Annotated in this window: 14 protein-coding genes; 5 read left to right on the forward strand and 9 right to left on the reverse strand. The window is 73.6% G+C overall.

Annotated features, from left to right (window positions below; translation table 11 throughout):
* Positions 1-438 precede the first annotated feature (438 nt).
* From QI554_RS05565 to QI554_RS05580, 4 genes are all read right to left on the reverse strand, one after another.
* The gene (locus tag QI554_RS05565) at positions 439-804 is read right to left on the reverse strand and encodes a glyoxalase superfamily protein (RefSeq protein WP_281466487.1); all 366 of its coding nucleotides are present in this window, start codon (positions 802-804) and stop codon (positions 439-441) included.
* A gap of 122 nt (positions 805-926) precedes the next feature.
* Entirely contained in the window at positions 927-1,532 is a 606-nt protein-coding gene (locus QI554_RS05570) for a copper chaperone PCu(A)C (protein ID WP_281466488.1), read from the reverse strand.
* Positions 1,529-3,910, reverse strand: coding sequence for a heavy metal translocating P-type ATPase (locus tag QI554_RS05575; RefSeq protein WP_281466491.1), 2,382 nt, complete (start codon positions 3,908-3,910; stop codon positions 1,529-1,531). Before QI554_RS05575 ends, QI554_RS05570 begins: the two co-directional genes overlap by 4 nt.
* Positions 3,907-4,278, reverse strand: coding sequence for a hypothetical protein (locus tag QI554_RS05580; protein ID WP_281466493.1), 372 nt, complete (start codon positions 4,276-4,278; stop codon positions 3,907-3,909). The genes QI554_RS05575 and QI554_RS05580 overlap by 4 nt, the downstream gene beginning before the upstream one ends.
* Positions 4,279-4,436: 158 nt before the next feature.
* On the opposite strand from QI554_RS05580, the gene QI554_RS05585 reads away from it, so the two are divergent.
* Both QI554_RS05585 and QI554_RS05590 read left to right on the forward strand, forming a co-directional pair.
* A complete protein-coding gene (locus QI554_RS05585; protein ID WP_281466495.1) occupies positions 4,437-5,696 on the forward strand; it encodes a hypothetical protein in 1,260 nt (419 codons plus the stop codon).
* 360 nt (positions 5,697-6,056) lie between these two features.
* A complete protein-coding gene (locus tag QI554_RS05590) occupies positions 6,057-8,015 on the forward strand; it encodes an ABC transporter ATP-binding protein (protein ID WP_281466497.1) in 1,959 nt (652 codons plus the stop codon).
* 268 nt (positions 8,016-8,283) lie between these two features.
* On the opposite strand, the gene QI554_RS05595 is transcribed toward QI554_RS05590, so the two are convergent.
* Positions 8,284-9,330: a rod shape-determining protein gene (locus tag QI554_RS05595; protein WP_281466499.1), complete on the reverse strand. Its 1,047-nt coding sequence runs from the start codon at positions 9,328-9,330 to the stop codon at positions 8,284-8,286.
* 375 nt (positions 9,331-9,705) lie between these two features.
* On the opposite strand from QI554_RS05595, the gene QI554_RS05600 reads away from it, so the two are divergent.
* Positions 9,706-11,208 carry a S53 family peptidase gene (locus tag QI554_RS05600; protein WP_281466501.1) on the forward strand — a complete coding sequence of 501 codons (1,503 nt, stop codon included), beginning with the start codon at positions 9,706-9,708 and terminating at the stop codon, positions 11,206-11,208.
* A 161-nt stretch (positions 11,209-11,369) separates the two neighbouring features.
* The gene (locus QI554_RS05605; RefSeq protein WP_281466503.1) at positions 11,370-12,026 is read left to right on the forward strand and encodes an SIMPL domain-containing protein; all 657 of its coding nucleotides are present in this window, start codon (positions 11,370-11,372) and stop codon (positions 12,024-12,026) included.
* Between the two features lie 16 nt (positions 12,027-12,042).
* Here the strand turns inward: QI554_RS05605 and QI554_RS05610 are convergent, their stop codons facing one another.
* The 4 genes from QI554_RS05610 to QI554_RS05625 all read right to left on the reverse strand — a co-directional run bounded on the left by QI554_RS05610 (position 12,043) and on the right by QI554_RS05625 (position 16,533).
* Positions 12,043-13,035 (reverse strand): sugar phosphate isomerase/epimerase family protein, encoded by a 993-nt coding sequence (locus QI554_RS05610; protein ID WP_281466506.1) that lies wholly within the window; start codon positions 13,033-13,035, stop codon positions 12,043-12,045.
* Positions 13,036-13,157: 122 nt separating this feature from the next.
* Positions 13,158-14,261, reverse strand: coding sequence for a Gfo/Idh/MocA family protein (locus QI554_RS05615; RefSeq protein WP_281466507.1), 1,104 nt, complete (start codon positions 14,259-14,261; stop codon positions 13,158-13,160).
* A complete protein-coding gene (locus tag QI554_RS05620; RefSeq protein WP_281466509.1) occupies positions 14,258-15,337 on the reverse strand; it encodes a sugar phosphate isomerase/epimerase family protein in 1,080 nt (359 codons plus the stop codon). The genes QI554_RS05615 and QI554_RS05620 overlap by 4 nt, the downstream gene beginning before the upstream one ends.
* A complete protein-coding gene (locus tag QI554_RS05625) occupies positions 15,334-16,533 on the reverse strand; it encodes a Gfo/Idh/MocA family protein (protein ID WP_281466511.1) in 1,200 nt (399 codons plus the stop codon). The genes QI554_RS05620 and QI554_RS05625 overlap by 4 nt, the downstream gene beginning before the upstream one ends.
* A 120-nt stretch (positions 16,534-16,653) precedes the next feature.
* Here QI554_RS05625 and QI554_RS05630 point away from each other — a divergent pair, with 120 nt between their 5' ends.
* Entirely contained in the window at positions 16,654-17,820 is a 1,167-nt protein-coding gene (locus tag QI554_RS05630; protein ID WP_281466514.1) for an ROK family transcriptional regulator, read from the forward strand.
* The last annotated feature ends 6 nt before the right edge of the window (positions 17,821-17,826 follow it).

Below are 17,826 nucleotides of genomic sequence, written 5' to 3' on the forward strand. Positions count from 1 at the left end.
AGGTCGGCGACCGCAGCCCGGCGGCGCGACCCGCCCCGGCACCCGACCAACACCGACCGGCAGCGCCGGGCGCCCACCACGCTGGGACCGCAGCCCGGCGACGCAAAGCGCGGGTAGCGGCGCCACACCTCCCGCCCCTCCCGCAGGTGCCAAGGATGTTCAGCGCGGACGGCCCGCGGGTCAAGCCGCCCCCTCCACCCCTGGACAGGCCGCCTTCAACAGCGTTGGCCATGCTGCGGCTTGACGCGCGGGACGGCCGCGCGAAAATCGAAAGCGGGAGGGGCGGGAGGCCACCGATCGCGAGGCAGGCCAGGAACGGTGCAGCCATCCAGGTGCCCACGGCAGCAGGTCAGCCCAACCCCCTGCGGCGATTCGCCGTCCACGCCGCTCCGGACCTGCACGGCGATCCGGTCGAGTCGCGTTGCCGTGGCGCCGGTCCTACCCCTGCTCCGGCTCCGGTGGGCCGATGCGGAGGCGGTTGCCGTCAGGGTCGGTCAGGGCGAGTTCCGCGCCCCACGGCTGCTCCTGGATCGCGGTGCCGAACTCGGCTGCGACGGCGGGCAGATCGCGCAGGCGAAGGTAGATGAGGGTGTCCGGACGCGCATCGCCTTCGTGTTCGGAGAGGAACAGACGGACCGGGCCGCGGGCGACCTCGACGAAGGCCGGGAAATGCGGCTCGAAGCGGTGCTCCCAGGTTTTGACGAAGCCCAGTCGGGCGTACCAGTCGCACGCCAGGGCGGCATCGGCGACGCGGAGGATCGGGATGACCGCCTCGGCCGGCGTATCGGCGTCCATGACGGTCATCATGACAAGGACGCCTGACACACCCAGGTGCCCGCCGCGCTTCGCGGGTGCGACCTGCGGCGTCCCGCCCGGCCGCCCCGGCCCGACGGAGGTCGCCTCGTGGACGCGCAGCGCTGGGTCCGTCAGCGCGTTGCGGACGTCGGGTCGGGTGGTGGGGCGTTGAGTTGGGTCAGGGCCTCGCGGAGGTCGACGGCTCGGACGGCCACGGCGCTGATGCGGACTTCGCCGGTGCGGCGGAAACGGAGGGTGAACTCCACGCGTTCGCCCGGTGCGAGCTTGTGCGGACGGATCAGGACCAGGTCGTCGCCCATGGGTGACATGGCCAGGCGGCCTCGGGGCGGGACGGCCAGGGCCTTGGCGGTGCGTGGGGTTCCGCTCATGGCAGCGTGCTTGTGGGTGCTCAGTTCCACGCGGGCGGCGGCGTCGGTGCGGGCCTCGATCAGGTCGTCGGGGACGTCGCCCGGGTTCTCGATGCGGAAGAACGCCGAGGTGGCCTGGGCGTCGTCGGACGTCGGCAGCAGTACGACGCCCGGTTGGACGCGTAGGGGCCGCGCCCGGCCGGCGGCGCCCGAGGACGCCCAGGCTGAGAGCAGCAGCACGGCGGCCAGCGCTGCGGCGATCGGGGCGGCGGCCGGGCGGAGGAGGGCGAGCCAGACACTGGCGCGGGCGCGGGCGCGGGCGAGTGCGCGGCGGGCGCGGCGGGACAGGAGCGTCGGGAGGCCTGTCATGCCGACACCTCCGCGAACGGCCGTGCGGCGCCTGGCTTCCGCCCACGCCGCGGTGCCGTCCGTGGGCGCCAGGTGCGCAGCCGTACGCTGTTCGCGACCACCAGCAGCGAACTCACCGCCATGGCCAGCCCCGCCAGCATCGGGTTGAGCAGCCCCAGCGCGGCCATGGGGATCAGCACCGTGTTGTAGCCGAAGGCCCACCACAGGTTGGCGCGGATGGTGGCGAGTGTGCGCCGGGCGAGCCGTACCGCGTCGACGAGGGCCTCGACGCCGTCGCGCAGCAGTGTCACGTCGGCGGCGCCGATGGCCGCGTCGGTGCCGGTGTGCAGGGCGATTCCGAGGTCGGCGGCGGCCAGGGCCACCGCGTCGTTCACCCCGTCGCCGACGACCGCCACGGTACGGCCGGCGGCCTGCAGTTCGGCGACGAGCTCCGCCTTGCGGGCCGGGCTCACCGCGGCGTGGACCGTGCCGATGCCGAGTTCGTCGCCGACCGCCCGGGTGACGGCCAGGGCGTCGCCGGAGACCAGCACCGGGGTCAGGCCGAGGGCGCGGAGGCGGTGCACGGTGCGGTAGCTGTCGGGGCGTACCGCGTCGCCGAGGACGAACACGGCGACGGGCTTGTCGTCACGCGTCATGATTACCGCCGTCGAGCCGGCCTGGTCGGCGTGTGCCAGTGCGTCGGTGAGGGCCTGGGGCAGTGCGTCCGTACGCCGTGGCCCTGGACGGCCGACGCGAACCCGTACCCCGTCGACCGTCCCCTCGACGCCGTGGCCCGGCCGCGCGGTGAACTCCGTGGCGGTCGGCAGGCGGTCGTCGGATCCGCGGTGCGCGGCCGCGGTCAGGGCGCGGCCGATCGGGTGTTCGGAATGCTGTTCGACGGCGGCGGCCTGGCGCAGTACCGCGTCGGGGTCCTCGCCGGGCACGGCCGCCGTGGCGAGCAGCCGCATGCGGCCCGTGGTGAGCGTGCCGGTCTTGTCGAGCAGCACGGTGTCGACGCGGCGCAGGCTCTCCAGCGCCTGCGGGCCCCGGACGAGGATGCCGAGTTCGGCACCCCGCCCGGTCGCGGCGAGGAGTGCCGTCGGGGTGGCGAGCCCGAGTGCGCACGGGCACGCGACGACCAGGACCGCGACCGCGGCCGAGACGGCGGCCTCGGGGTCGGCCTGGGCGCCGAGCCAGAACGTGAGGACACACACCGACACCGCGAGCGCGCACGGTACGAAGACGGCCGCGACGGCGTCGGCGACCCGCTGCGCGCGGGCCTTGCCGGCCTGGGCCTCTTCGACCAGACGGGTGATGCGGGCGAGTTGGGTGTCGCGTCCGACGGCCGTCGCACGGACGACCAGCCGCCCGCCAGCGTTGAGCGTCCCGCCGACGACGTGGTTCCCGGGCCCGACCTCCACGGGCGCGCTCTCCCCCGTGAGCATCGACATATCGACCGCGGACGCCCCTTCGACGACGACGCCATCGGTCGCGATCCGCTCGCCGGGCCGCACCGCGAAGAGCATTCCGGGGAGCAGGTGTTCGACAGGCGTTTGACGTTCGGTGCCGTCCTCGTCGACGACGGTCGCGTCCTTCACGGCGAGTTCGGCGAGCGCGCGGAGCGCGGACCCGGTGCGCCGCCCGACACGGCCCTCCAGCAGGCGCCCGCAGAGCACGAACAGCGGTACTCCTACGGCCGCTTCGAGATAGAGGTGGTGGCCCGCGCCGCCCGATCCGACAGTGAGCGAGAACGGCATGCGCAGGTCCGACGCACCCGCGCCGCCGAACACCAGTGCGTACACCGACCAGCCGAACGACGCCACGACGCCGAGGCTGACCAGCGTGTCCATCGTCCCGGCCGCGTGCCGCAGCGCGCGCCACGCACGGCGGTGGATCCCCCACGCGCCCCACGTAACGACGGGGACGGACAGCGCGAAGCACAGCCACTGCCAGCCGTCGAACTGCAGCCCGCTCGCCATCGACAGCACGATGACCGGGACGGCGAACAGGGCGGTGACGGCGACGTGCCACAGGGTCGGCCGGTCGTCGCGCGGCGCCTCGGCAGGGGCGTGGTCCGGTGCCAGCACGCGCGCGGCGTAGCCCGCGCTCTCGACGGCGGCCACCAGTTCCGACGGGGTCACGGACGCGGGGTGCGTGACCCGCGCGCGCCCGGTCACCAGATTCACCCCTGCACGCGCCCCCTCGACGCGGGCGATCTTGCGCTCGACGCGCGAGACGCACGCGGCGCAGGTCATGCCGTCGACGGCGAGTTCGGTGACGAGGTCGGGATGAGCGGTGGGCCGGGTCGACTCAGCGGCCGCAGTGAGCGTGGCTGACGGGGCACGACGCTCGGCAGGCGCGCCCACCAGCGAACCGGACTTGCCCGTACGCCGATTCACGCCCCCACCTGCCCGTCGGCAGCAACACCGTGCGTCCCCCCGGAGCCGCCGCTCAACGACGCCAACTGCATCTGCACCGAGGACGTCGAGACGCCCGGCACAAACGGCCGCAACACCGGCGCCCCGTTGTGCCCGTGGCCTCCCGCTCCCCCTCCCCCGCCCCCATCCCCCGGCACCAGCCCCGGTGCGACAGGCCCGGCCGCGCGTCCCGCCGCGTACGCGAACACCGCGAGCACGGCGAGCAGCAGCACGAACCCGAACAGCGTGCGCGCCGGACGCCCCGCCCCCGATCCCGCTCCGCGCGCCGCCGGGAGCAGGTCCGGCGTCGGCCCCGCTCCAGCCGCCGCGGTTGTCTTGCCGTGGTGCACGTACGCTCCGCTCCCTCGCGACGCCGCGTCCGAGGCGGCATTCCGTGCCGAGGTAGTCGGTCCGCGACGAGGTGGAGTTCCCGCAGTCCACGCGCCGAAACTGCCGCGCCCCGCTCGCCGCACCCTCGCTAGCCTGACCGCCTCAGGGGGGAGACTCGATGTCGCTGACGCGCACGCTTCTGCTCGGCCAAGCGCCGCGCGACGTGCTCAACGCGGTGCTCGGGCGCGTCGACGACGAGACCCGGCGGGCGGTGCTGGCGATCCCGCCGCCGCACGGCCGTCCGGTCATCGACCACGTCGTCGCCCACGGCCGCCCCGAGGACCGCCGCGATCTGGCCAAGAACCCCTGCCTGGAGCTGGAGTTCCTGGCGCGGCTCGCCGAGCATCCCGACCACGAGACAGCAAGCCGGCTCAGGCGCCATCCGCGGGCCACCCGTGAGCTGCTGCTGCGCACGATGGAGGTCACCGGGCCGCCGCCGGACCTCTTCGACCACCGGATCAGCCGGCACAGCCAGGCCGAGCTCTACGCGTTCGTCGAAGCGGACGACCCGACCGTCGTCAGATACGCCATGCGCGGCATCCGGATGGACGGCGGGAACGTAGGCGGCGTCGGCGTCGTGCTGCGCGGCTGCCTGAACGTCTGGCGCCTCGCCGGACGCGAGGCGGCTTCCGAGGCGCTCCGTCAGGCGACGCCGCTCCCCGCCGCGAAGCACCGGCTCGCCGCGCAGGCGTTCAAGGAGCGAGACGGCCGCCAGGTGCTCGGGCGGCTGATCGAGAGCGAGGGACGGACACCGGTCGTCGTCCAGCGACTGCGCGAGCTGGACCAGCGTCAGCGCGGGAGACACGCCCACCGAGGCGAGCCGAACGACTTCGCGGGGAGGTCGGCCGGCCTGCTACTGCGCGCACCCCACGACGCGCTCCAGTGGCCGCTGATCCTCCAGGAGGACAAGGATCAACCATGGTGCCAGGCGGTGTTGGACGTCCTGGGCGACCAACCCGGCTGCCCGGCCCCGCTCCTGACGCGCCGTGACGCGCCGGTGGATCCGCCCCCGCCCCGGGGTTCTCGCTCCCGGAAGAGGGACCCCCACCCGCGCGGCAGCACCAAGGCCGCAGGGCTGCGTCAGCTCCGCACGCTCACCAACGGCGCAGGCGACGGCCTGGTCCGCGCCTCCTTCGACGCCGGCCTGTTGGCACCGCGCGTGCTCCTCGCCCAGACGCCGCACGCGCACGCCGCCCTCACCGTGTTCCGCGACGCGGACGCCCACCAGATGGCCGGCGCCTTCCGCGCGATACGGGCCCTGACCGACGCCCATCTCGGCACCGACCCAGAGGCCTGGGTGGTGGCCCTCCGACTCCTCCCGGAGTTCAACGGCACGCTGCCGGAGCTGCTCCAGACCGCCCACGCCATGACGCGGTAAGGTCCGAGCCACCTAACGCCGTTGGCGGCCGGCGAGCACGAAGTCGCGGTACTCGTCCCCAGCGATGCCCTGATTGACCCAACGGCCACGAACGGCCCCGGCCCGCCGCTCCGCAAGCACGAGGGCGTCAAGCGCCCCCGCTGCCGTTCCGATCTCCAGGCCGAACTGCCCGCCCTCGGGGAGACATCACACTTCGGCCAAGGCCACGTGCCCCGCCCTCGCCGGACAGCCGCACGGTTGGTCGAGCGTGCGTTCGAACCATGCGCCGCGGCCGTGCCACTGTGCGCTCTGCCGCACCGCGCCACCCGCACCGGATGCTGAACACCCCATCCGCGCCCCGCCCTTCGGGAGGTCCCCACCGTGCGCACCACCCCCGCCCCGGTTCCCGCGCCCCGTTCCGCCGCACCCTCGACCGCCGCGCCCGACGGCGGCACGGACGAGGATGAGGACTACACGATCAACGCGCCCGGGGCGGAAAACGACGAGGCCGTCGCCCGGGTCACGACGCGGGCGATGGCGGCGCGGCTGCCGCATCTGGTGGGCAAGGCGCTCAAGCTGGGCTGGATCTGCGACCGGCGGGCCCTGATCGCGCTGTTGGTCTGTCAGGTCGCCGCCGGGGTGCTGGAGGCGGCGGGGTTGCTCGCCACCACGTCGACCATCACCGCGGTGATCGGCGGCGGGGACGTCGGTGAACGGCTCTGGCAGGCCGCACCCGCGTTGACCGGGCTCGCGCTCGCGGTCGGGGCGCGCGCCGCGCTGGGCATCGCGGTGCGGTATCTGACGCAGCGGCTGGCCCCGTCCATCAACCGGCGCGCCGAGATGCTGCTGCTCGAAGCCACCACCACGGCCGAACTGGAGGCGTACGACGGCGCCGAGTTCAAGCACCAGTACAACGCGGCCGACCGGGGCGCGCAGCAGATGCGCGGCCTGCTGAGCCAGTCCCAGAACGTCATCGCCGCCGTCGCCTCGGTCGTCGCGGCGGCGTCCGTCATCACCTATCTGCACCCGCTGCTGCTGCCGTTGCTCCTGCTCGGCGCCGTGCCGCGCGGGGTGGCGGCGGTGCGTGCCGCCCGCATCGAGTACCAGAGCTCGGTCACGACGAGCAACGAACGCCACATCCTGGCGGTGCTGCGCTGGAACCTCACCGAGAAGTGGGGTGCCAACCAGCTGCGTTCGTCCGGGCTCGCACCGCACCTGCTGGCCCGTTACGAGCGCACCGGCGACCGCGTGCAGCGGGTCGTGCAGGAGGCCGCCCTGCGGGAGGCGAAGGTGGCGGTCGCGGGCGCGATGGTCGGCGGGCTCGCCGCCGGGCTGGTGTGGGCGGCGGTGTTGTGGCTGCTGGCGTCGGGCCGGATGAGCGTGCCCGCGGCCGGCACCGCCGTGATCGCGCTGCGCACGGTCACCGCGTCCCTCGGCGGCGTCGTCACGTCCGGCACCGAGATGTACGCCATCGGCCTGTACATGGACGACTGGGACCGCTTCCTCACCGAGGTCGGCGGCCACCGCATGAGCGCGCGGCGCGGCACCCGCGTCATCACCCGGCCGCGCGTGTTCCGCGCCGAGAACATCACCTACACCTACATGTCCGACCGGACGCCGCTCTCCGACGACCCGTCCACGCCGCCGCGCCGCGCCCTCGACGGCGTCGACCTCGAGGTCCACGCGGGCGAGGTGGTCGCGATCGTCGGCGAGAACGGCTCGGGCAAGTCGACACTGGCCAACCTGCTCACGGGCCTCGTCCTGCCCGACACCGGTCGGATCACGTGGGACGGCGTGGACACCCGCGACCTGGACCCCGCGAGCGCGTTCGGGCACGTCGCGTACCTCACGCAGGACGTGGTGCGCTGGCCGGTGACGTTCCGTGAGAACGTGACGCTGTGCCAGCCACGCGGCGACCACGACGACGCCATGGCCTACGCGCTGGCCGCGTCCGGCGCGGACGAAGTGGCCGACGGCCTGCCGCGCGGCCTGCGCACGCTGCTCACGCAGGAGTTCCTCGGCGGCACCTACCTGTCCGGCGGCCAGTTCCAGCGGGTCAACCTGGCACGCGTGTTCTATCCCGACCGCGCGCTGCTGATCCTCGACGAGCCGACCAGCGCCCTGGATCCGCGCGCCGAGCACCGCATCTTCAAACAGCTGCGCGAGTACGCCGCCGACCGCGCCGTCGTCCTGGTCACACACCGCCTGCCGAACGTCGCCAAAGCCGACCGGATCATCGTCATGGAGCACGGACGCATCGTGCAGCAGGGCACCTGCCCCGAACTCCTCGCCCAAAAGGGCCTGTTCCGCGAGCTCTGGGACCTCCAGCAGGACCGCTGAACCCACACCCGGGGCGCAAGGAGGACACACAAGCCAAGCCGCACGGCGCACGCCCCCGCAACGGGGCGTGCGCCCCGCGCGCACCCGGTGCGTATCGGGCAATTCGACCGGCGTTCACACGAGAACCCCCTGCCGGAGGGCATCCGTTCGGTGGGCGCGCTGCGCAAGGGCAGCGTCGGCTGCTGAGGGCGCGACGCGGCGCCCTGGCCCGGTTTGGAGCCGGGGCGGGGCGCCGTGTCGTTCGTCCGGGCGAGCCGGTCGGGGTCGGCTACGAGGGCTCGGGGACCGGGTCGCGCATCAGTTCACCCGCGGCGGGGAGGTCGGCGGAGGTGCCGCCCATCAGGCGTTCCAGGCCGCGGATCACCGCGAGGTCCGGTTCGGCCGGGACGTGGACGGGCATCCCGGTCGCGTCCCGGATCAGCCCCGGCAAGGCTTCGAAACGGGCTGCGCCGCCGGTGAGGACGACGCCGCGGTCGGCGACGTCGACGACCACGTCCGGCGTGCAGCGTTCCATGACGCGCCGCACCGCGCCGGAGACCAGGGCCAGGAGCGGGCCGACGGCCTCGCGCAGTTCCTCGATGTCGACGTCCATGTTGGACGGCCGGTTCTCGCGCAGGTCCCAGCAGCGGACCGTCTTCGTGCCGGGCCCGGCGCGGTCGAGCGCGGCGACCAGGCCGCGGACCCGTTCGGCGGACACGGCGACCCAGTAGCGGCGGCGCAGGTGCTCTTCCACCGTTCGGGCGATCTCGTCGCCGCCGACGTGGAGCGTCTCGGTGAACAGCGAGTAGGCGCTGGAGAGCACCGCGACCTGGGTCATGGACGCGCCGCACACGGCGACGACGGCCGGGCTGGGGTCGTGCAACGGGACGCCGCAGCCGACCCCGGCGGCGAGCGGCGCCTCGACCATCTCGACGTGGCGCAGCCCGATGCGGCCGAGCGCGGTCTTCACGGCGCCGCGGTTGTCGGCGCTGAGGTGCTGCGGCATGGCGGTCACCGCGTCGCGGCCGAACCGGCCGGCGGCCGAGACGACGCGGTGCTTGCCGAGCATGCAGCGCAGCATCTCGCCGACGATGTCGGGCTGGACGACGGCCCCGCCGAGCAGCGGCCGCGAGACGCGGATGTGGTCGGGGCTGCGGCCGTCCAGCGTCGCCGCGGCGTCCCCGGCGGCGACGACCTTTCCGGAGCGCAGGTCGATGGCGACGGCACTGGGCGCGTCGACGACCAGTCCCTTGCCACGGAGGGCCACGCGCACGCGCGAGGACCCCAGATCGACGGCGACCCGGCAGCGGCGCAGGCGCTCGGTGTCGACGGCCATGGTTTCCTCCCGCGTTTCCGGCGGTGGTGTGGGTGCATTCGGATCCATCGTCACCGGCCGGGCGCGGGTCGGCACCCGGTGTTCACCCACATGCAGCACCCGGGCGCGAGATGACGGCGCGTCAGCGGCGTCGCCGCGTGCGGGAACGCGACTTCATGCCGGGGTGTCTCCCCCGCGCCAATGATTGTTCGGTCAACGAATAGCAAGATCCGTTGAGCGGACACCCAGGTGTCACTACGCTCGCCGCGCACGCCGTGAAACTCCGCACGGCGTGCACGCATAACCACGCAATCCGCCGGGCTCCGGCGTGCCACAAGCATGCCCGCGTCCGGTTTTTCACGCTGGTCCCCTTCAACTCACACAGGAGGACTGTCGATGGCTCCAACCGTGCGCCGATGGCTCACGGCCGGCGCGGGTAGCCTCGCGCTCGCCGCTACGGGCCTGGTGCTCGCGCCCACCGGAGGGGCGCAGGCAACCGCGTACCCCGAGGTGCGTCCGGCGGTCGCCGAGTACACCCAGATGACCGCGGGTGACACGCCGCCGACGCAGGCGCAGTGCGCCTCGGCCGGCCGGCGCTGCTTCAGCCCGCAGGCGATACGCGCCGCGTACAACGTCGGTCCGCTGTACGCGGGCGGTCTCGACGGACGCGGGCAGACGATCGCCATCGTCGACTCGTACGGCAGCGACACCATGGCCCACGACCTGCACGTCTTCGACCAGGCCTTCGGCCTGCAGGCGATGTGCGGCGAAGAGGGCGTGGCGTGCGCACCGGGCATGCCGACGTTCAGTGAACTGCACCTGCAGGGCTCCCCCGCGACCAAGGCGCCGCCGCCGAAGAGCAAGGGGACCGGCCAGGAGAACAAGAGCGCCTGGGCGCTCGAGGTCGCACTCGACGTCGAGATGGCGCACGCCATGGCGCCGGGCGCGAACATCCTGCTGGTGACCACGCCGACCGCGGAGACGCTGGGCGTGCAGGGCCTGCCGCAGATGATGGCCGCCGAGCAGTACGTCGTCGACCACCACCTCGCGACCGTGATCTCGCAGTCCTTCGGGACCGCCGAGGGCGCGTTCGGCAGCCCGCAGTCGCTGAAGAACCTGCGGCACGCCTTCGAGGCGGCGGCGCAGAACGGCGTCACCGTGCTGGCGTCGTCGGGCGACGACGGCAGCTCCGGGTCGAAGAAGACCCCAGTCAAGAAGGGCGGCACCACGCTGCCCGACCCCGAGGTCGGCTACCCGGCGTCGGACCCGCTCGTCACCGGCGTCGGCGGCACGTACCTGTGCACCGACACCAACGCGACCTCGGGACGGGTCGTGGACAGTGCGAGCGCGCCCGGCAAGTGCGGGCAGTTCCCGGGCCAGGCCGAGGTCGGCTGGACGTTCTCCGGCGGCGGCTTCAGCTCGGTGTTCGACCGTCCGGACTACCAGGCGAACCTGCCTGTCGGCAGCACCCCGATCGGCACCCAGCGCGGCGTTCCGGACATCGGCCTCCAGGCCAGCTCCGGCACCGGCGCGCTGGTGTACCTGTCGCTGCCGCCGGACGGCCAGGGCGGCCTGAAGTGCGGCGACACGCCGTGCAGCACCGGTTGGTACGACATCGGCGGCACGTCGCTGGCGTGCCCGGAGTGGGCCGGTCTCGTGGCGATCGCCGACCAGATCAACGGCGGTGGCCTCGGGCCGATCAACCCCGCGCTGTACAAGCTGGGCGGCGACCCGGCCAAGTACGCGCAGGACTTCTACGACGTCACCACCGGCAACAACACGGCCGACCCGAACGTGCCGGGCTTCCCGGCCACGACGGGCTGGGACCCGGTCACGGGCCTCGGTACGCCGAACGCGGCCAAGCTGCTGCCGGACCTGGTGGCGGCCGCGCACAGCTGATCCACGCGACACCTGCACACCGCGACGGGCCTCGGGGGTACTCCCCCGGGGCCCGTCCCGTTGCCGTGCGACGGCCGCGTTCCGCCGCGCTTCGTGGCGTGTTCCGCCCCGCCGGAAATTCGGGGGCGCGGGCCCGCAGGCACTGGTTGGATGGGCTTCATATGCGTACTGGACAGATAGAAACCCCCTGGGGAGCATCGGTTTTCGGGGCGGCCACCGTTGAGGCGGCGCCCGATCTCGCACGTATCCGTGTCGCTGTGCGGCAGACCCGTTCCGAGGCACCGGAGGCGTTCGCGGCGACCCGGTCGCACGTCAACCGGGTCCGCGAAGTACTGCGCGGACACGGCGTCGCGGACACAGACGTCGCGGTGTCGCGGATCCAGGTGACGACCGAGTGGCAGTACCTCGACAACCGCCGCGAGTTCGCCGGCTACGAGTGCGCCGCGGGCTTCACGGTGCGGCTGCGCGACCTGGACCGGCTCGAGGCCGTGCTGGTGGACGTCATCGACGCGGGCGCCAACGACGTCCAGCAGGTGGAGTTCGACGCGGCCGACCGCGACGCGCTGCGTACGCAGGCCCGGCGCGACGCCGTGGCGGCGGCGCGCGCGAAGGCGGAACTGTACGCGGAGGCCGCGGGCGTACGGGTCGGGCGCGTGCTGCACATCCAGGACACCGAGGACGCCGACGCGGAGGTCGTCTACAAAGGCGGCATATCGATCCGCGCCGGTGGTGGAGGCGGCGGCAGGCCCGGCGACCTCGCGCCGGGCGAGGTGTCGGTGAGCGCTGCCGTCCTGGTCGGGTTCGCGCTGGAGGCGTGACCTCGCCTCAGGTGCTTCACGTGTAGAGGGGCGCGAGCGCGGTGGACACGAACCGCCGCGCCGCGCGCATCTCCGCGACCGGGTCGGGTGCCATGTCGAGCTCCAGCAGTGTGGGCGCGGTGAAGCCGATCTCGCGCATCAGGCGGGCCCACGCGAACCAGTCGACGACGCCGCTGCCGAGCGGGCAGAAGTACGGCTGGTGCGCGACGTAGACCTGTTCGTCGATCTCCACGTCCATCGGCGCGGGGCCGAGGGCGTCCTTCCAGTGCGCGATGACGATGCGTTCGCGGTGTCGGGAGACGACGTGCACGGGGTCGGCGCCGGAGAGCGTCAGGTGCGCGGTGTCGGGGCACAGGCCGACGTACATCGGGTCGGTGAGCAGCATGAACAGGTCGACGTCGCGGCCGGTGCACAGCATCGAGTGGGCCTCGGTGTGCAGGGCGAGCCGCACGCCGTGGCGCAGCGTGGTGTGGCCGATCTCGTTGAGGAGGGCGGCGAGCGGCTCGGCGGTGGCCATGTCGACGAAGCTCGCGGGCAGTGCGCCGAGCGTGCGGCGCAGCGGCAGGCCGGCGACGAGGACGGTGCCGCCGGCGCGTTGGAGGAAGTCGGCGTAGTCGGCGGCGGAGCGCAGCACCTCGCGGCGGCCGTCGGGGGTGCGCCAGTCGACGCGGTCGATGTCGGCGAAGAAGCCGCTGACGAGGGTGAGTCCGTGGTCCTTGAGGGCTTCGGCGAAGCCTTCGGGTGATCCGTACGCGGCGACGGCGGAGTGCCGGTCGCCGGGCGGGAAGGTCATCTCCAGTCCGGTGATGCCGGCGTCGCGGAGCGCTCCGAGGCAGCGGTCCCAGAACCAGCGCGGTTCGGCGGCGGTCTTGGCGACGAGCTCTTCGTAGCTGTCCAGGCCCCAGAACGCCGGGTGGTAGAAGGTGATGAGGTCGACGGCGTACAGCGGTTCGGCGGCGTTCGACGTCGCGGAAGTCGTGGAAGTCGTGGAGGTCTCGGGAGCGGCCACGGTCGGTTCCTCTCGGACGGGCGGTTGAGCCGGGATCGGTTCGGGGTCGGGGCGTCGGCGGGCCGGGTGCCTGACTGCCGCGCTGATTGGATTCAGCGCGGTTCAGCGCGTTCCAGCGCGGTTCAGCGCACGGCCGGGCGTTCGCAGGTGCTGGTCATCGCGATCGGTGCGCCCGCCCTGCCGGACGCCCCTATGGCGTCGAGGACTTCGAGCACGTGCAGCGCGAGCGGCGCCGACGCGCGGTGCGGTGCGCCGCGCAGGGAGGCGGCCAGGTCGGCCACGCCCGGGCCGCGCAGCAGCTGGTGCTCGAACGAGTCGGCGGGGCCCTGGACGGGGACGACCGGCGCGGCGGTGGTCCACGCGTCCTCCCCGTGCAGCCGGACCTTGACGTCGCCGTCGTACATGTTGGGGTCGGGGATGCTGAGGGTGCCGCGCGTGCCGTAGATCTCGATGAACGGCAGCTGGTGGTCCCAGACGTCGAAGCTGAGGGTCGTGCCGGCCAGCACCCCGGACGCGAAGGCGAGGACCGCCGCGGCGTGCGTGTCGACCTCGACGCCGATGGTGTCGACCGTGCGGCCGGGGGCGGTGACCGTGCGGACCGGCGCGCCGACGCGGGACCTGCCGTACACCTCGGCGACCGGGCCGAGGCAGTTGACCAGTTGCGTGACGTAGTAGGGGCCGAGGTCGAGGACGGGCCCGCCGCCGGGCTTGAACAGAAACGTCGGGTCGGGGTGCCAGGTCTCGGCGCGGCTGTGCGTGACGAACGCGGTGGCGCCGACGGGGTCGCCGATCGCGCCGCCGTCGAGCACGGCGCGGGCGGTCTGCCCGGCGCTGCCGAGGAACGTGTCCGGCGCGCCGCCGAGGGCGAGGCCGAGGTCCTTGGCCAACGCGAGCTGTTCGCGCGCGGTGTCGAGGTCGGTCGTGATGGGCTTCTCGACGTAGACGTGTCGGCCGGCACGCAGTGCGGCCTCGGTGACGGCGGCGTGCACGGTCGGCGGCGTGATGTTGACGACGATCTCGACGCGGTCGTCGGCGAGCAGCGCGTCGAGCGTGCCGTGGCGGGTGTCGGGGCCGACGAGTCCGGCGCCGTGCCGGGCGCGCTCGGAGTCGACGTCGGCGACGTGCACGATGCGCAGTTCGGGGAACCGGCCGAGGCCGCGCACGTAGCGCTCGAAGATGTTGCCGCAGCCGACGATGCCGATGCCCGTGGTCGTGTCGCCGCTCACTGGACCTCCTCCTTCATGGTCTTCTGCTCGTAGCTCTCCTCGGCCGGGCCTCCGCTGTTGACCGCGAACGCCGCGTCGAAGGACCGGGTGGCCGGGGCGAAGTCGAACTGCCTGAGATGGCCGAGGGCTTCGGGGGCGCCACGCAGGCGGTCCATACCGGCGTCCTCCCATTCGATCGAGATGGGGCCCGCGTAGCCGATCGCGTTCAGGGCGCGGAACACCGCCTCCCACGGGGTGTCGCCGCGGCCCGCGGACACGAAGTCCCAGCCGCGCCGGGGGTCGCCCCACGGCAGGTGGGAGCCGAGGCGCCCGGTGCGTCCGTCGAAGCGGGTGCGGGTGTCCTTGCAGTCGACGTGCCAGATGCGGTCGGCGAAGTCGAGGACGAACTGGACCGGGTCGACGTCCTGCCAGATCATGTGGCTCGGGTCGAAGTTGAGTCCGAACGCCGGGTGGCCGCCGAGGACTTCCAGGGTGCGCGCGGTCGTCCAGTAGTCGTAGGCGATCTCGCTGGGATGGACCTCGAGGGCGAAGCGCACGCCGTGCTCGAGGTACGCGTCCAGGATGGGCGTCCACGTCGCGGCGAAGTCGGCGTAGCCCTGGGCGATCTGATCGGCCGTCACCGGCGGGAACATGGCCACGGTATGCCAGATCGGCGAGCCCGTGAAGCCGATGACGGTGTCGACGCCGAAGCGCCGTGCGGCCTGCGCGGTCAGCCGCATCTCGTCGGCGGCGCGGCGGCGCACGCCGGCGGGGTCGCCGTCGCCCCAGATGTGCGGGGGCAGGATCGCCCGGTGCCGCTCGTCGATGAGGTGGTCGCTGACAGCCTGGCCGACCAGGTGGTGCGATATTGCCCAGCAGCCGAGGCCGTGGGCGTCCAGGACGGCGCGCTGCCCGGCGACGTAGTCGTCGTCGACGGCCGCGCGCCGGACGTCGAAGTGGTCGCCGGAGCACGCGATTTCGAGGCCGTCGTAGCCCCATCCGGCGGCCAGGGCGGCGACCTCCTCGAGCGGGAGGTCGGCCCACTGCCCGGTGAACAGCGTGTAGGGGCGGGTGCCGGAGGGCGTGGTGTGCGTCATGTCGGGCTCCCGGGGTCGGGGGGCGTGTCGGGGACGTGCTGCCATGTCCCCGACGCGGCGCTGCGCAGCGCGGCGTCGAGCACCAGTTGGACACCGAGTCCGTCGGTGAAGTCCGGTGCCGCGCCGGTTCCTTGGCCGATGGCGGTGAGCAGGTCGCGGGCCTGGTGGGTGAAGGTGTGCTCCCAGCCGAGGACGTGGCCCGGCGGCCACCAGGCGGCCAGGTACGGGTGGTCGGGCTCGGTGGCCAGGAGGGTGCGGAAGCCCTGTTCGCCGCGGGGCGCGGTGGCGTCGAGGAACTCCAGTTCGTTGAGGCGCTCGAGGTCGAATGCGAGGGCCCCGTCGGTCCCGTCGATCTCGATGCGCAGGCTGTTCTTGCGGCCGGTGGCGGCGCGGGAGACCTCGAAGGTGGCGAGGGCGCCGTTCGCCATGCGCGCGGTGAGGACGGCGGCGTCGTCGACGGTGACGGGACCGGGGGTGCCGTCGGCGCCGGGGCGTTCGGTGGTGAAGGTGTGGGTGCAGCCGAAGACGTCGGTGATGCGGTGGCCCGTCAGGTACTGGGCGAGGTCGATGATGTGGCTGCCGATGTCGCCGAGGGCGCCGGACCCGGCCTCGGCGGCGTCGAGCCGCCAGGTGAGCGGGGTGTGCGGGTCGGCGAGCCAGTCCTGGAGGTAGCGCGCCCTGACGTGCCGGACACGCCCGAGGCGGCCGTGCTCCACGAGGCCGCGGGCGAGGGCCACGGCGGGGACGCGGCGGTAGTTGAAGCCGAGCAGCGCGACCGCGCCGCTTCGGGCGGCGGCGATCCGGGCCGCCCCGGCCAGGCGTGCGGCCTCGGCGACGGTGTTGGCCAGCGGCTTCTCGCACAGCACGTGCTTGCCCGCGGCCAGCGCGGCGGCGGCGATCTCGGCGTGGCTGCGGGACGGCGTGCAGATGTCGACGACGTCGACGGCGGGGTCGGCGACCACCGCCCTCCAGTCGTCCGCCGACGCCGCCCAGCCCCAGCGCGCGGCCGCGGCGGCCGCGTTGCCCCGGTCGCGTCCGCAGAGCACGGCCATCCGGGGCACCGGGTCGACGTCGAAGGCGTGGGCCACGGTGCGCCACGCCTGCGAGTGGGCGGCCCCCATGAACCCGTGGCCGACCAGCGCGACGTTGACCGTCCGCCGGCCGCCCCGCTCTCGTTCGTCTGACTGGTCTGGCACGCGCGCCCTCCCCGGACTTGGGTGAGAAGGAAGCTATTAGTGCCTAGAGTTATGCACAAGACCGCCGGAACTTATTTCGGATCTGGACATAAGAACCGGCCGTCGCCTAGCATCGCGCCCATGCCGGCCAGTCGGGAACACGAGGGAATGAGCGCCCTGTTGGCGCTGATCGCGAGCGGCACGGCGGTCACGCGCACCGAACTGGCCGCCACGTGCGGCCTCTCGCGCTCGACCGTCACGCAGCGGGTGAACCGGCTGCTGGACACCGGCCTGGTCGTCGAGGAGGGCAACGGCGCGTCGGAAGGCGGCCGCCCGCCGACCGTGCTCGCGCTGGCCCCCGGCGGCGGGGTCCTGCTGGCCGCGGACCTGGGGGCGACGCACGCGCGCCTGGCGGTCGCCGGCCTCGGCGGCACCGTCCTGGCCGAGACGGACGACGACATCGACGTCGACGACGGGCCCGAGGCGGTGCTCGGCCTCGTCCGGGACGGCTGGGCGCGGCTGCTCGGCGGGCTCGGCGCGGGCGTACCCGACGTGCGCGGCGTCGGCATCGGCGTCCCGGGGCCGGTCGAGTTCTCCACGGGCACCGTGGTCCGTCCGCCGATCATGGCGGGTTGGGACGGGTTCCGCGTGCCGGGGTTCTTCACCGAGCACCGCGACGTGCCGATCCTGGTCGACAACGACGTGAACCTCATGGCGCTCGGCGAGCACCGCGGCGCGCGGGCCACCGAGGACAGCCTGCTCTACGTCAAGATCGGCACCGGCATCGGCTGCGGCATCGTCACCGCCGGCCGGCTCTACCGGGGCGGCGACGGCGCGGCCGGCGACATCGGGCACATCCGGCTGCCGGGCCACGAGGAGACGGTCTGCCACTGCGGCAACACGGGCTGCGTCGAGGCGGTCGCCTCGGGGGCGGCCCTCGTGCAGGCGCTGCGCGCCGGAGGCCTGGACGTCGGCACCGCCCGCGACGTCGCGCGGCTGGCCGCCGAGGGCAACACCGCCGCCCGTCGCGCGGTCCGGGTCGCGGCCGGCCGGATCGGCGAGGTGATCGCGGCCGTCGTGAGCTTCCACAACCCGCGCGTCATCCTCGTCGGCGGCCCGTTCACCGCCGTCGGCGACGAGGTCCTCGCGGAGATCAAGGCGGTCGTCTACCGGCGCGTCCTGCCGCTGGCCACCCGTACGCTGCGCGTCGAGACCGGCCCGCTCGGCGGGCGGGCCGGCATCGTCGGGGCGATCGCCCTGGCCCAGGAACACGCCCTGAGCCCGGGCGCGTTGGCGCGGTGGCTGTGAGCCGGG

This window comes from Yinghuangia seranimata (assembly GCF_029953285.1).
GTDB classification, from domain to species: domain Bacteria; phylum Actinomycetota; class Actinomycetes; order Streptomycetales; family Streptomycetaceae; genus Yinghuangia; species Yinghuangia seranimata.

Excerpts from the sequence above, each read along its gene's own strand:
- QI554_RS05630 (WP_281466514.1), top strand. The coding sequence starts at position 16,654 with ATGCCGGCCAGTCGGGAACACGAGGGAATGAGCGCCCTGTTGGCGCTG.
- QI554_RS05570 (WP_281466488.1), bottom strand. The coding sequence starts at position 1,532 with ATGACAGGCCTCCCGACGCTCCTGTCCCGCCGCGCCCGCCGCGCACTC.
- QI554_RS05605 (WP_281466503.1), top strand. The coding sequence starts at position 11,370 with ATGCGTACTGGACAGATAGAAACCCCCTGGGGAGCATCGGTTTTCGGG.
- QI554_RS05585 (WP_281466495.1), top strand. The coding sequence starts at position 4,437 with ATGTCGCTGACGCGCACGCTTCTGCTCGGCCAAGCGCCGCGCGACGTG.
- QI554_RS05595 (WP_281466499.1), bottom strand. The coding sequence starts at position 9,330 with ATGGCCGTCGACACCGAGCGCCTGCGCCGCTGCCGGGTCGCCGTCGAT.
- QI554_RS05620 (WP_281466509.1), bottom strand. The coding sequence starts at position 15,337 with ATGACGCACACCACGCCCTCCGGCACCCGCCCCTACACGCTGTTCACC.
- QI554_RS05565 (WP_281466487.1), bottom strand. The coding sequence starts at position 804 with ATGACCGTCATGGACGCCGATACGCCGGCCGAGGCGGTCATCCCGATC.
- QI554_RS05600 (WP_281466501.1), top strand. The coding sequence starts at position 9,706 with ATGGCTCCAACCGTGCGCCGATGGCTCACGGCCGGCGCGGGTAGCCTC.